The organism is Micromonospora sp. URMC 105 (assembly GCF_051386295.1).
Taxonomy (GTDB): Bacteria; Actinomycetota; Actinomycetes; order Mycobacteriales; family Micromonosporaceae; genus Micromonospora.
Genome location: NZ_JBPQTL010000020.1, coordinates 16,405 through 29,789 on the forward strand (window position 1 = coordinate 16,405; position 13,385 = coordinate 29,789).

A 13,385-nucleotide genomic window follows, 5' to 3' on the forward strand; every position below is an offset into this window, starting at 1 on the left:
CTCACCTCCCCCGCCGTCGTTCGAGGTCGTCCCGCCGGTCCGCCCGTCGTGGCCGGCCCGCCGCCCGCCGCCGGGCGGCGGGCCGCCGGTGCGGGCGGGCCGGCGTGGCACCGGCACCGCCACTGCCGCCGGCGGCGCCGGTCAACCGGTTCAGGACCTGCTGCTGCCCCCGGTCCCGTTCCTCCGGGGTGATGTCGCCGGCCTCGGCCGCCCGGTCCAGCTCCTCCAGCTCGCGCCGGATGTTGGCCGGGTCGTACTGCCGCGCCTCCGCCTCCCGGGCGATCACCTTCATCACCGAGGTGAGGCCCCGCACCGGCGCGTACGGCAGGGTCAGCAGCGTCCAGAGGATGTCCATCGCCTCACTCCGCCAGTTGGTGCGCGGTGACGAAGTCGTACGGGGCGAGCGGCCCGAGCAGCCGCATCCGGACCACGTCCCGGCGCTGCTCGGCGAACTCCTCCAGCACCCGGACGAACTCCTCCTCGTCCTCGGTGTCGACCAGGAAGGCGACGTTCATCGCGTCCAGCTCGTTGCTCGGCAGGCGCGGCGCGTGCGACACCACGTACGGGGTGAGGGTGTCGATCAGCGCCCGGTTCTCCGCCTCCCGCCGCAGCTCCACCCCCTGGCTGATCATCTCGCCGAGCCGGATCCGCTGTTCCCGGCTCTCCGCCTCGGGCCGGCCGCGCACCTGGTCGGCGAGCGCGGCGGCGGCGCTGTTCTCGGCGAGGAAGTCGCCGATCACCGCCTCCTCGTCGAAGCGGCCGTGCACGGTGTACTGCAACCGGTCCTCGAACTCGTCGAGGGCGTTGGCGAACCGGTCGTGGTGGGCCGCCAGCAGGTCCTCGACCGCGTCCGGCCCGGTCACCACCGTGCCGAAGCGGACCGGCAGCACCGGCGCGACGGCCGCCGTCCCGTCCAGCAGCGTCTGGTACGCGGTCAGGTCGGCGGGGCGGCCCATCGGCTCCTCCAGCCCGACCTCGCTGACCAGCGCGGCCAGCTCACCGTGCCGGACCACGGTCACCTCGCCCGGCGGGTCGCCGACCCCCTCCGCGTCCGGGGTGGGCTCCACGTCGGACGGCACGATGCCGTAGATGAACAGCCCGGTCGTTCCGCCCGGCTGAGCCTGCTCGTCGGTCATCTCACCGCTCCTCGTCCCGGCGTCGGCGGGGCCGCTCGCGATCCCGGCCCCGCTCGCTCAGCGAGTCCGCCACCGCGCCGCTGATCTCCTGGGCCGCCTTGCCGAGGCCGGAGATGGCCCTGCCCTTGGTCGCCGCACCGGCCGCGTCCCCCACCAGGTCGGGCAGTCCCTTCTGGTTCTTCGGGGTGATGCTCAGCCGGTCCACCGCCTCGGCGAACCGCAGGTACGTCTCCACGCTGGCGATCACGATCCGCGCGTTGATCTCCAACAACTGGATGCCGACCACGGCGACCGAGACCTGGGCGTCGATCACCACGCCCTTGTCCAGCACCGTCTCCACCACGTCGGCGAGGGTGCCCCCGGTACCACCGCCCGCGCCGCGTTCCAGGGCGCTACCGGCCTGTCCGCCGGTCGTCGCGATCGTCACTCGCCACGCTCCTCACGCCGGCGGCGGACCACCGGCCGACGCGGGGGCTCCGGAGCACGCCGGGTCACCGGACGGGGGCGCTGCGGTTCCTCGCGGGACTCCCGCTCCGGGCGCGGCTGGGGGCGGCGGGCCCGCTCCGGCTGGCGGCGACGCGGCGGGGGCTGCTCCTGGTCGAGCTCCTCCTCGCCGTACCCCTCGTCGAAGTCCTCGCCCTCGTCGTACGCGTCGTACTCGTCCTCCTCCGGCGGCCGGCGGCGCTGCGGCGGCCGGCGGCGGCCACGCTCGCCGGGCCGGCGCTCCTCCTCCGGCTCCTCCTCGAGCTCCTCCGCGGGCTCCCCGGCCCGGCCCCGCTCCCGCTCCTCGCGGGCCTCCTGCTCCTCGCGGGCCTCCTGCTCCTCGCGGAGCGCGGTCTCGTGGTCCTTGACCACCTGAGAGTCCTCGATCTCGCCGCGCCAGCCCTCGACGGAGTCCGGGTCGAGCACGGTGCTGGTCATCACGTGCCGGACGAAGTGCTTCAGCTCCAGCCGGACGCGTCGGCCCTGGGCCCGCCAGAGGTTGCCGGTGTGCTCGAAGAGCCCCTGCGGGTGGTACTCCAGGACGACCAGGATGCGGGTCAGATCCGGGGCCAGCTCGTGGAAGCTGACGGTGCCGTCCACCGACCCCTTGCGGCCCTTGGACCGCCAGTGGATGAGCTGGTCCGGGATCTGCCGGACGATGGTCGACTCCCAGGTCCGGTGCGACCAGAAGACCTGCGCCTTCCAGGTCATCTTCTCGTCGGAGTCGTTCTGGGCCTGCTCGACCTTCTTCATGAAGCTCGGGAAGTCGCCGAACTGGGTCCACTGGTTGTAGGCGACCCGGACCGGCACGCCGACCTCGATCGCCTCGACGATGTTGGTGACCTTGAGCTTCTTGCCGCCCTTGCCACCCTTACCGCCGCCACGGCCGAACGCCGACATCAGCTTCTCCTTACCGCCGGCCAGCCCGGCCTGGAACATGGCCCGTACCGGGGACTTGCCCTCGGCCAGCTTCTGGGCACCGGTCGCGGCGGCGATGAGGCCGGGGCCGCCGCCGGCCTTCGCGTACTCGCTGAGTCGGCCGGTGGCGCCGGTGACCCGCTCGCTGACCACCGCGACGGCCCGCTCGCCGATCGCGGACGCCAGGTCCCGCAGGTCGGCGCCGAGCTGCTCCTTCGCCCGGCCGGCCAGGGCACTGGGATCCGTCGGCATGCTCACCGCCCCCGCTCGCTCGACGCCGGGTCCGCGCCCCGGTCGTCCGACTGCTGCTGGTCGGTCGGCTCCTGCTCCTCGTCGGGGGCGGAGCGCTGCCCGTCGTCGCCACCACTCCCGCCCGACCGGCGGCGCAGCGCGTCGGCGCTGCCGCGCAGCTTGCCGCTGATGGCGTCGATGCCGCTGCCGGCGGCGGCGGTCGCGGCGGCCTTGCCGGCGGAGGCGAGCGGGCCGCCCAGCTTGCCCAGGCCCGAAAGGTGGGGGGACGAGGTCAACAGGTCGCCGCCGCGCTTGAGCAGCTGACCGGGATCCCGGCTGGCTCGCCCGGCGGCGACGGCGGCGGCCAGGGTGAGGGCGGTACGCAGTTTCTTCCGTCGCCCGAGGACATATCCGAAGCCGACTGCGAGGCCGACCCGCATACCGCTCTTCATCGGTTCTCCTTCACTCCCCGGTGGTCGACGCTCCGATCACCGGAGGCCGGGACCAGCAACCGGGGAGATTGCGCACGGCGGGCCTGCGATCGGGCGTCCCGTATTGGCGGACCCGGGCGGCAGTACCCGGGGACCCCTGCGCAAAACATTTCCTCGCAATTTCCGGGGCCCATTACCGAACTCTCGGGAAGGGCGGCACCCGGCGGTGATCAAAGCGGCAAATGGGGCAGGCGCAGCGCGTCGGCCAGCAACGACGCGGAGAGGATCAAACTCCGCAGAGAATCGTCAGAGTGCCGGAGGAATGGCGTCCAGGCAGATTTCGGCGTGCACCTTCTCGCCATTCTCGCGCAGTTTGGCGCCGCATTTCCTGAGCACCTGGACCGCCCCGATGTTGTCCCGGGTGGTCTCCGCGACCACGGCGCGCATCCCGGCCGCAGCCGCCTCGTTGAGCAACTCGCGCAGGGCCCCGACGCCGAGGCCCTGCCCCCGCGCCGAACGACCGAGCCACATCCCGGTCTCCACCAGACCGGGCTCCTCGCAGCGGCTCATCCGCACCATGCCGACCACCTCGCCACCGGCGACGATTGCGTACATGCGGGTGCGGGTGGGGCCGTCCAGACCGGCGAAGCTGGCCCGGTGGAACTCGCGGAACGCTTCCCGACGGGCGAGCGACCAGCCCGCGGGCGCCTCGATCGGGGGCATCACGTCACCCGGCTCCGCCTCGGCCACCGCTACGGAGAGCAACGGCTCCAGATTCCGCTCGTCCACCGGCTCCAGTCGTACCGCACCCGTCACAGTGCCGCAGTCTGCCGGTACCGCCGCCGGTCGTCCAGCCTTTCGGGCCGCGATTGGCCCTCCGGCCGCAGGTACCGGCCGGTCGTCCCATCAGGGTGTTCCGCGTCACGCTCCGCTGTCGACAGCCCGTCGGGCCCGCGCCGATCAGGCCGAGTACGGGAACTCGCAGAGCACCGCCGAGGCGTCGTCGGCGCGCTTGTGCCGCCGCAGCCGCTCGGGATGGTCGCGCTCGGCGGCGCGTACCCGCTCGATCAGCGCCCCCGGCCCCTGCGCGGTCACCAGGTCGAGCAGCCCGGCCCAGTCGAGCATGCCGAACTCCTCCACGGCGCAGGACGCCCCGTCGGAGAGCAGCACCGCCCGGCGGACCGCGTCCGGCCCCCGCAGCGGCCGGGTGCCGGTGACCGCGTGGAACGCGGCGTCCGGGTCCGCCGCCGCCACCCAGTAGCCGTGGGTGCGGTTCATCCGCTCCCGCTGCACCTGCACCGCCTGCCGGAACCGGGTCTGCGCGTCGGCCTCCCCCGCCGGCAGTCCCGCCGCGATCCGGCGCAGGTCGGCCAGCGCGCCATCCAGCCGGTCGTCGGAGATCACCTCGACCCTGTCGCCGACGTCGAGGACCAGCGGGCTGTCGCAGAGCACCAGGTAGTCGATCTCGTCGCCGCCCTCCCGGAGCAGGCAGACGGTCGCCGAGGGGGTGCCCGGGTGGCCCAGGTCGCAGGCGTCGCCGTGGTCGGCACGGACCGCCAGCAGCGCCGCGGCGAGGCTGCTCACCAGGGTCGCCGTCGGCCGGGCGGCGACGGCCAGCCCGATCCGGGCGGCCAGGTGACGGACGAACCACGCCGGGCCGTGCACGCACCCGGTGTCGAACCCCTCCGGCACGGTGGCCCCGTCGAGCACGCCCACCAGCGGCCCGAACCGGAAGACCACGTCCTCGTTCTCGGGGCGGCCGGGGGCGGCCACCGAGGCGGACCGGACCCGCATCCCGTACGCCTCGCCGACGGTCCGCACCGTGTGCCCCGCCGGGTGTCGCGCCTCCGGTCCCACCATCGACCTGCTCCCCTCGCCGTCGTCCCGCGGTCCGGCTACCCGGCCCGGCCGGCACCATGCCCGTTCCCGGGACCACCGCGAACGGGACGAACCGGCCGTTGGGTGCCGACGTAGCGTCAGCAGGTCCGCGCCGTCCGGGAGTGGACCTGGACCTTCCCCGCCGTGGGCACCGCCGGTACGAGCAGTGGTCAGCGCCGGCGGTTGCGGGCCCGCGAGGAGCGCAGCCGGCGCAGCCGCCCGACCAGCACCGGCTCGGCGGCCAGCGCGGCGGGCCGGTCCAGCAGGGCGTTGAGCAGCTGGTAGTAGCGGGTGGCGGAGAGGCCGAAGGTGTCCCGGATGGCCTGCTCCTTGGCCCCGGCGTGCTTCCACCACTGCTGCTCGAAGGCGAGGATCCGCTCTTCCCGCTCGGTGAGGGTGTCCGGCGCGTTCCGGTCGGCCGGTGCGCGCTGCGCCGGCACCGCCTCGCCCGAGACGCCCGCCTGTGACCGGTCAGACCCGGACACCGCACCCGCCACGTCGGCGGGGACGGCGGGTCCGGCCGCCGGCTCAGCGGCGGAGCCGATCGCGTCCGCGGGGACGGTGGCAGCGGCCGGGTCGGCGGGCTCCGGGGCGTCCTCGGCCGGCGGGGCGCTGCGCGGCGGGGGAACGACGGGTCCGGTCCGCTCGTCGGTGGCGGCCCGCCCGGACGGTTCCGGCCGGTCGGTGGCGGCCGGGGACGCGTCGGCGGGCATGTTCGCTCCTCACACAGCGCGGGCGGCCGGCAACTGCGCGGCCGACCGGGGGGACCCCAGCGTAACCAGGGCCGCCACCCGGCGCACCCGACGCCGCCGGGCCCCGCGCGGTGACGCGGGACCCGGCCGGCGGTCAGGCGATGTCGCGCCGCCGCATCGTCCAGAGGGCCGCGCCGAGGATCACCGTCAGCCCCACCGCGAGCAGCACCGAGGACTGCTGCCAGGTGATGGTGAGGGTCTCCGGCTTGCACTCCCCGAAGTAGGTGGCCTGGCAGGAGTCCCAGTCCTCCAGGGTGACCTTCTTCTGCATCCAGGCCAGCACGTAGGTGGGCAGCAGCCACGCCGCGGCGAAGCGCACCCCCGCCATCTCCAGCAGGACGCCGAGGCCGAACTGGCCGACCACCATCAGGGCGACGACCCCACCGAGTGCCATCGCCGTGTGCCGGCCCAGCGAGGCGAGCGCGAAGCCGATGGTCGCGGCGACCAGCGCCAGCACCACCCCGCGCAGCCCGGCGAGGGCGAACGACTGCCAGGTGCCGGACGTCATCTTCGCGGTACTTCCACGCAGGTTCGCCACCAGCCAGAAGCTGCCGAACCAGAGCACCGTCGCCGGGACCGCAACCGCGAGCAGACCGCTGAGCAGCGCCGCCAGCTTCGTCAGGAGTACGGTCAGCCGCTTCGGCCGCCACAGCAGCAGGTTCATCATCCCGCCGGTGCTCCACTCCGCACCGACGAAGGAGGCCCCCACCACGAACCCGACCAGCGCCAGGATGGCCGCCAGCGGCAGCAGGGTGTCGCCGAAGTTGCTGCGGAAGTCGAAGGTGGAGGGCAGGAACCACTCCGCCTGGATCGCCTCCCGCGGCGGCGGCTGGATCATCGCGCAGTCGTCGGGGTACTGGCTGGGCTGGCCGGTGCCGCTCGTCTTCGCCTTCTCGCACTCGGCGCGATACTGCTCGTTGCTGCGGACGTCCTGTTGCCACTGCTGCTCGGCGGCGCGCTCGGCCTGGGCCCGCGTACCCGCGTCGATCTTCTGGTTGGTGAAGAAGACCCCCACCACCACGGCCGTCAGGACCAGCAGTCCCAGCAGGGCCGACCAGCGGGTGAAGCGCCGCTTGGTCAGCCGGCGCAGCTCCGTACGGTAGAGACTCATGCTCCCCAACCTCCTCCGGCGGTGCCGGCCTGCTCCGACCCACCGACCTTCGTGGACTGGTCCACCTGGCGGTGCTGACCGGGCACCGGCGCGGTCGCGGTCAGCTCCAGGAAGACGCTCTCCAGGTCCACCGCGATCGGGGCCAGTTCGCTGACGTACAGGTGCTGCTCGGCGAGGAGCCGGCTGACCGAGGCGGGCTTGTCCACGCCGGCGAGCAGCAGGTGGTCGGGGTGCCGGGTCACCGACACGCCGGCCCGGCCGAGCAGTTCGGCGGCGGCGGCGAGGTCCTCGGCCGCGTCCAGCCGGACCCGGACCGCGCCGTGCGAGTGCGCGGCGAGCACCTGGTCGACCGGGCCGAAGGCGACCCGCCGGCCCAGCGAGATGATGGTGACCGAGTCGCAGATGAGCTGGATCTCGCCGAGGATGTGGCTGGAGAGCACCACGGTCATGCCGGATTCGGCGAGGGTGCGCATCAGGGTGCGCATCTCCCGGATGCCGCCGGGGTCGAGGCCGTTGGCCGGCTCGTCGAGGATCAGCAGCTTCGGGTTCTTGAGCAGGGCCGAGGCGACCGCGAGCCGCTGCTTCATGCCGAGCGAGTACGTCTTGACCCGCTCACCGGCCCGGTCGCGCAGGCCGACCAGTTCCAGCACCTCGTCGATCCGGATGGCCGGCACCTCGCCCGCGCCGGCGAGCAGCGACAGGGTGTCCCGCGCGGAGAAGTGCGGGAAGAACTGCGGGCTCTCCACGATCGCGCCGACCTGACCGGCCACCGTGGGCAGCGCCGCGGGCACCTCGTGGCCGAGGATGCTCATCCGGCCGCCGTCGGGCCGGATGAGGCCGAGCAGGGTCCGCAGGGTGGTGGTCTTGCCCGACCCGTTGGGGCCGAGAAAGCCGTGCACCTGGCCCGCCTCGACCCGCATGTCGAAGCCGTCCAGCGCGTTGCGGGTGCCCCGCCGGCGGCTCTTGTACGTCTTACGTAGACCTTCGATCTCCAGGACAGCCGACAAGCTGCGCCTCCCCCGATGGTTGGCTTATGACAGCGGTCACCATACTCGGTATGCTCCAGAGGGCAATACCCGGTATGCATCGGGGCGTCGAGTCGCTACCGACCGTGTATCAACGAGACACTCAGGCGCAGATGACGTTGACCCCGGCGGCGCGGAACGCCTCCACCACGTCGGGCGACGCGCCCGAGTCGGTCACCAGGGTCTCCACCCGGTCCACCGGGCAGATCCGGGCGAAGGCGTGCCCGCCCAGCTTGGACGAGTCCGCGATGATCACCACACGCTTGGCCCGGGCCACCATCAGGTTGTTCATCGCCGCCTCCCCCTCGTGATGGGCGGCGGCGCCGAGCTGCGGGTCGACGGCGTCCACGCCGAGCAGGGCGACGTCCAGGGTGACCTCGCGCAGCAGCGCCCCGCCCAGCGGGCCGACCAGCTCGAACGACTTCGGGCGCACCACCCCGCCGGCGACGACCACCTTCATCCGGGAGCGGACCAGCAGCTCGTTGGCGATGTTCAGGGCGTTGGTGACCACGGTCAGCTGGGCGCCGTCGGCGCTGGTGTTCAGGTCCGGGCGGACGGCCAGGGCGCGGGCGACCTCGGTGCTGGTGGTGCCGCCGTTGAGGCCGACCACGGTGCCCGGGGTGACCAGGGCGGCGGCGGCCGCGCCGATCCGCTGCTTCTCGGCGGAGTGCTTGGCGGTCTTGTAGCGCAGCGGCAGGTCGTACGAGACGCCGTTGGCGACCGCGCCGCCCCGGGTCCGCGTGATCATCTGCTGCTGGGCGAGCTGGTCGAAGTCACGCCGGATGGTGGCCTGCGAGACGTCCAGCCGCTCGGCCGCCTCCTCGACGCTGACCCGGCCACTGTCGGTCAGCATCTCGAGCAGAGCGTTCCATCTGGCGTACCGGTCCACCGCGGGGGCCTCCGTTGACTCTGCACGATCGGTGATTGATTGCGTGCACAGTAGTGCGCAAAACTACGAGGGCGCAAAACAATCATCTGCGCGATCTGAGGGCTGGTTGCCACGGCCACCCCCGTTCGCGCAGAATAACGCGCGAAAGACGGCCGTAATGAGCCGTATTGCGCACCGCCGCCTGTGCGAGGAGTTTTCCCATGGCGTACGTCGACGCGGAGATCGCTAGCCAGCCCGACTGCTGGCGGGAGGCGGCACAGCTCGCCGGTACCGTCACCGCCGACCTTCCCCGCCCCGGCGAGCGGGTCGCCGTCGTCGGCTGCGGCACGTCCTGGTTCATGGCGGCGGCGTACGCCGGGCTGCGCGAGCGGGCCGGCCACGGCGAGACCGACGCCTTCCAGGCCAGCGAGTTCCCCACCGGCCGCCGCTACGACCGGCTGATCGCGATCACCCGCTCCGGCACCACCACCGAGTTACTCGACCTGCTCACCGCGCTGCGCGGGCGGACCCCCAGCACGGTCCTCGTCGGCGACCCCGCCTCGCCCGCCACCGGACTGGCCGACGCGGCGGTGACCATGCCCTTCGCCGACGAGCGGTCGGTGGTGCAGACCCGCTTCGCGACCACCGCCCTGGCGCTGCTCCGCGCCCACCTCGGCGACAACGTCGAGGCGCTCGCCGCCGACGCGGAGGTCACCGTCCGGGCCCCGCTGCCGATCGACCCGGCCCGCATCGAGCAGGCCACCTTCCTCGGCCGGGGCTGGACGGTCGGACTGGCCCAGGAGGCCGCGCTCAAGTGCCGGGAGGCGGCCACCTTCTGGGCCGAGGCGTACCCGGCGATGGACTACCGGCACGGCCCCATCTCGATCGCCGCGCCCGGCCGGCTGGTCTGGGCGTTCGGCGAGCTGCCCGACGGGCTGGCCGAGGACGTGGCGGCCACCGGCGCGGCGTTCGTGCACAGCCGCCACCACGGCTGCCGGACGGTGCTGGGCAGCTGGGCGGCGGGGCGTACCCCGGTCGACCCGATGGCCGACCTGATCCTGGCCCAGCGCTTCGCGGTCGCCCTGGCCACCAGCCGCGGCCTCGACCCGGACGCGCCGCGGCACCTGAGCCGTTCCGTGGTCCTCGCGTGACCGAAGTCCCCCACGGTGCCCCGGTCGTCGTCGCCCTGGACGTCGGCGGCACCGGGATGAAGTGCGCGCTGGTCCGCCCGGACGGCGTCGTGGTGCACGCCGAACGGCACCCCACCGGCGCGGAGCGCGGCCCCGCCGCCGTGGTCGACACCATCCTCGACGTGGCCGAGGGGCTGGCCGGCAAGGCCCGCGCCGACGGCAACACCCCGGTCGCCTGCGGCATCGGCGTGCCGGGGCTGGTGGACGAGGCCGCCGGAGTGGCGGTCTGGTCGGCGAACGTCGGCTTCCGGGACGTACCGCTGCGGGAGCTGGCCGCCACGCGGCTCGGACTGCCTGCGGCGCTCGGCCACGACGTGCGCGTCGGCGGCCTGGCCGAGAGCCGGCTCGGTGCCGGGCGCGGGGTCGGGCACGTGCTCTTCGTCGCCGTGGGCACCGGCATCGCCGCCGCCCACGTGGTCGGCGGGTCGGCCGCCGCCGGGGCGCACGGCGCCGCCGGCGAGCTGGGCCACATCCAGGTACGCCCCGACGGCCCGCGCTGCGGCTGCGGGCGGCCCGGCTGCCTGGAGGCGGTGGCCTCGGCCTCGGCGGTCGGCCGCCGGTACACCGAGCTGGCCGGCGTCGCGCTGACCGCCGCCGAGGTGGCCGAGCGGGCGGCGGCCGGTGAGGAGCTGGCCGGACGGGTCTGGCGGGACGCCGTCGAGGCGCTCGCGGACGGGCTAGTCACCGCCCAGGCGCTCTACGACGTGGAGACCATGGTGATCGGCGGCGGACTGGCCCGGGCCGGGGAGCGGCTGTTCGACCCGCTGCGGGCGGCGCTGCGAGAACGGATCACCTTCCACCGGGAGCCGCGCCTGGTCGCGGCAGCCCTCGGCGACGAGGCCGGCTGCCTCGGCGCTGCCCTGCTCGCCCTCGACAGACTGGAGTAGTGATGGCCCTGCGGGTGAACGGCAAGGTGGTGACCCCGACCGGCGTGATCCGGCAGGGGTGCGTGGAGATCAACGAAGACCGGATCACCGCGGTCGCCGAGTACCCGGCGAAGCGGGACGGGCACTGGATCGTGCCCGGCTTCGTGGACATGCACACCCACGGCGGCGGCGGGCACACCTTCACCACCGGCGACGCCGACGCGGCCCGGGCGGCGGCCGCCTTCCACCTGGGACACGGCACCACCACGCTGCTCGCCAGCCTGGTCAGCTCCCCGTTCGAGCTGATGCGGGAGGCCACCGCCGCGTTCGCCCCGCTGGTGAGCGAGGGGGTGCTGGCCGGTGTCCACTTCGAGGGGCCGTACCTGTCGACGGCGCGCTGCGGGGCGCAGAACCCGGAGTACCTGCGCGATCCCTCCACCGACGAGCTGGCCGAGCTGATCGAGCTGGGTGCGGGCGCGGTGCGGATGGTGACCCTGGCCCCGGAGCGGGCCGGCGCGCTGGACGCGATCAAGCTGCTCACCTCGCACGGCGTGGTCGCCGCGGTGGGCCACACCGACGCCACGTACGACGAGACCCGCGCCGCCGTGGGGGCGGGCGCGAGCGTCGCCACCCACCTGTTCAACGGCATGCGGCCGCTGCACCACCGCGAGCCCGGCCCGATCGTCGCCCTCCTGGACGCCCCGAACGTGGTGTGCGAGCTGGTCGCCGACGGCGTGCACCTGCACGACGGCATGCTCACCTTCGCCACCTCGACCGCCGGCCCGGAGCGGGCCGCGCTGATCACCGACGCGATGGCCGCGGCCGGAATGCCCGACGGCGACTACGAGCTGGGCGGCCAGGCGGTCACGGTGGCCGACGGCGTGGCCCGGCTGGCCCGCGACGGCTCGATCGCCGGCAGCACCCTCACCATGGACGCCGCGCTGCGGCACGCGGTGGCCGCCGGCATTCCGATCACCGACGCGGTCCGCATGGTCGCCACCACCCCCGCCCGGGCGATCGGTCTCGGCGACCGGCTCGGCGCGCTCCAGGTGGGGCTCCGCGCCGACCTCGTGGTGCTCGACGACGAGCTGAACGTGGTCCGGGTGATGCGCGGCGGCACCTGGCTGGAGTGAATGGCCGGACGCCGCTCGGCAGCCGGGGGCACCCTTCCTACGGACCCTGCAGACCTGATGTCGTAGCTGAATCGCCGCGATTCATCTACGACATCAGATTTGTAGTGTCCGCCCCACACCCCCGGGTCCACTGGGCGGTCAGCCGACCGACGGCACCTCGACGCCGAGGACGGCCTGCTCGTCGGGGCGGTGCACCAGCACGTCGGCCAGGTACGACTGCACCGCCGGGCCCATGCCGACGTCCCGGCCGGCCTGCTCGGAGAGCAGCCACTTGTGCTCGATGATCTGCGCGAAGAGCTCCTGCGGCTCCAGCTTGCGGCGCAGGCCCGCGGGCACCGCCCGGACCACCGGCTCGAAGACCTCGGTCAGCCAGCGGTGGGCGGCCTGCTGCTCGTCGGTCAGGTCGCTCTCCACCCGGTACGCGTCCAGGTCGTTGAGCAGCCGGCGGGCCTGGTTCTCCTCGGCGTCGAGGCCGGTCAGCCGGAGCAGCCGCCGGGTGTGGTAGCCCGCGTCGACCACCTTCGGGCGGACCAGGTAGCGCCCGTTGTCGACCGTCGACATGGCCACCTCGGCGACGTCGAAGCCCAGCTCGTTGAGGCGGCGGATGCGCCCCTCGATGTCGTGCCGGGCCTCCCGCTCGACCGCCTGCTCGTAGGTGATTTCGTGCCAGAGCCGCTCGTAGCGCTGCACGACCTCCTCGCAGACCACCTCCGGGTCGATGGACTCGTGCAGCAGCCCGGCGGCCTGCAGGTCCAGCGCCTCGCCGAAGATGTTGACCCGGGCGATCTCCAGGTCCTCGCCCCGCTGGCCGTTGGAGAGAGAGGTGTGCAGGGCACCGGTCTCGGCGTCGACCAGGTAGGCGGCGAACGCGCCGGCGTCGCGGCGGAACAGGGTGTTCGACAGCGAGCAGTCGCCCCAGAAGAAGCCGGTCAGGTGCATCCGGACGATCAGGGCGGCCAGCGCGTCGAGCAGCCGGCTCAACGTCTCCGGGCGCAGGGTGTGCGAGAAGAGCGCCCGGTAGGGCAGTGAGAACTGCAGGTGCCGGGTGATCAGCACCGACTCGAGGGGTTCACCGTCCTCGGTCTGCCGGTCGGCGACGACCGCCACCGCCTCCACCGCCGGGAAGTCGATCCGCTCCAGGGCCCGCAGCAGGTCGTACTCCCGTTCGGCGATCCGCTCGCGGGTCTCCTTGAACGCGTAGACGTAGTCACCGAGCCGGACGAACCGGACGATGTGCCGGGAGATGCCCTGGGGCAGTGCCACCAGGTGCTGGGCAGGCCACTGCTCCAGCGGGGTCGACCAGGGAAGGTCGAGCAGCGCCGGGTCGACGAGGGCCGAGGTGATCCGCACGGGGACAAGTGTG

General features: G+C 73.6%; 15 protein-coding genes. 3 read left to right on the forward strand and 12 right to left on the reverse strand.

Annotated features, from left to right (window positions below; all coding sequences use genetic code 11):
* Position 1: 1 nt before the first annotated feature.
* The 11 genes from ACSNN7_RS09575 to ACSNN7_RS09625 all read right to left on the reverse strand — a co-directional run bounded on the left by ACSNN7_RS09575 (position 2) and on the right by ACSNN7_RS09625 (position 8,854).
* A complete protein-coding gene (locus ACSNN7_RS09575) occupies positions 2-355 on the reverse strand; it encodes a gas vesicle protein GvpG (protein WP_436680321.1) in 354 nt (117 codons plus the stop codon).
* Between the two features lie 4 nt (positions 356-359).
* Positions 360-1,136: a GvpL/GvpF family gas vesicle protein gene (locus ACSNN7_RS09580; protein WP_436680322.1), complete on the reverse strand. Its 777-nt coding sequence runs from the start codon at positions 1,134-1,136 to the stop codon at positions 360-362.
* Between the two features lies 1 nt (position 1,137).
* On the reverse strand, positions 1,138-1,563 hold the full coding sequence (gvpJ, locus tag ACSNN7_RS09585) for a gas vesicle protein GvpJ (protein WP_436680323.1): 426 nt from the start codon (positions 1,561-1,563) through the stop codon (positions 1,138-1,140).
* Positions 1,560-2,789, reverse strand: a complete 1,230-nt coding sequence (locus ACSNN7_RS09590) for an SRPBCC family protein (protein WP_436680368.1) — start codon at positions 2,787-2,789, stop codon at positions 1,560-1,562. The genes gvpJ and ACSNN7_RS09590 overlap by 4 nt, the downstream gene beginning before the upstream one ends.
* A gap of 2 nt (positions 2,790-2,791) precedes the next feature.
* Positions 2,792-3,220 carry a hypothetical protein gene (locus ACSNN7_RS09595; RefSeq protein ID WP_436680324.1) on the reverse strand — a complete coding sequence of 143 codons (429 nt, stop codon included), beginning with the start codon at positions 3,218-3,220 and terminating at the stop codon, positions 2,792-2,794.
* 285 nt (positions 3,221-3,505) lie between these two features.
* On the reverse strand, positions 3,506-4,015 hold the full coding sequence (locus ACSNN7_RS09600; protein WP_436680325.1) for a GNAT family N-acetyltransferase: 510 nt from the start codon (positions 4,013-4,015) through the stop codon (positions 3,506-3,508).
* Between the two features lie 144 nt (positions 4,016-4,159).
* Positions 4,160-5,059, reverse strand: a complete 900-nt coding sequence (locus ACSNN7_RS09605) for a hypothetical protein (RefSeq protein WP_436680326.1) — start codon at positions 5,057-5,059, stop codon at positions 4,160-4,162.
* Positions 5,060-5,247: 188 nt separating this feature from the next.
* Positions 5,248-5,790 carry a DUF3263 domain-containing protein gene (locus ACSNN7_RS09610; protein ID WP_436680327.1) on the reverse strand — a complete coding sequence of 181 codons (543 nt, stop codon included), beginning with the start codon at positions 5,788-5,790 and terminating at the stop codon, positions 5,248-5,250.
* Positions 5,791-5,923: 133 nt separating this feature from the next.
* Complete coding sequence (locus ACSNN7_RS09615) at positions 5,924-6,940, reverse strand: ABC transporter permease subunit (protein WP_436680328.1); 1,017 nt, start codon at positions 6,938-6,940, stop codon at positions 5,924-5,926.
* Entirely contained in the window at positions 6,937-7,947 is a 1,011-nt protein-coding gene (locus ACSNN7_RS09620) for an ABC transporter ATP-binding protein (RefSeq protein WP_436680329.1), read from the reverse strand. Before ACSNN7_RS09620 ends, ACSNN7_RS09615 begins: the two co-directional genes overlap by 4 nt.
* A gap of 121 nt (positions 7,948-8,068) precedes the next feature.
* Entirely contained in the window at positions 8,069-8,854 is a 786-nt protein-coding gene (locus ACSNN7_RS09625) for a DeoR/GlpR family DNA-binding transcription regulator (protein ID WP_436680330.1), read from the reverse strand.
* A 200-nt stretch (positions 8,855-9,054) separates the two neighbouring features.
* Between ACSNN7_RS09625 and ACSNN7_RS09630 the strand changes: the two genes are divergently transcribed.
* The 3 genes from ACSNN7_RS09630 to nagA are packed head-to-tail and all read left to right on the forward strand — an operon-like array spanning position 9,055 to position 12,022.
* Positions 9,055-9,984 (forward strand): SIS domain-containing protein, encoded by a 930-nt coding sequence (locus ACSNN7_RS09630; protein ID WP_436680331.1) that lies wholly within the window; start codon positions 9,055-9,057, stop codon positions 9,982-9,984.
* On the forward strand, positions 9,981-10,910 hold the full coding sequence (locus ACSNN7_RS09635; protein ID WP_436680332.1) for an ROK family protein: 930 nt from the start codon (positions 9,981-9,983) through the stop codon (positions 10,908-10,910). Before ACSNN7_RS09630 ends, ACSNN7_RS09635 begins: the two co-directional genes overlap by 4 nt.
* Before the next feature lie 2 nt (positions 10,911-10,912).
* On the forward strand, positions 10,913-12,022 hold the full coding sequence (nagA, locus tag ACSNN7_RS09640) for an N-acetylglucosamine-6-phosphate deacetylase (RefSeq protein WP_436680333.1): 1,110 nt from the start codon (positions 10,913-10,915) through the stop codon (positions 12,020-12,022).
* 138 nt (positions 12,023-12,160) lie between these two features.
* Here the strand turns inward: nagA and ACSNN7_RS09645 are convergent, their stop codons facing one another.
* The gene (locus ACSNN7_RS09645; protein WP_436680334.1) at positions 12,161-13,372 is read right to left on the reverse strand and encodes a DUF4032 domain-containing protein; all 1,212 of its coding nucleotides are present in this window, start codon (positions 13,370-13,372) and stop codon (positions 12,161-12,163) included.
* Positions 13,373-13,385 lie beyond the last annotated feature (13 nt).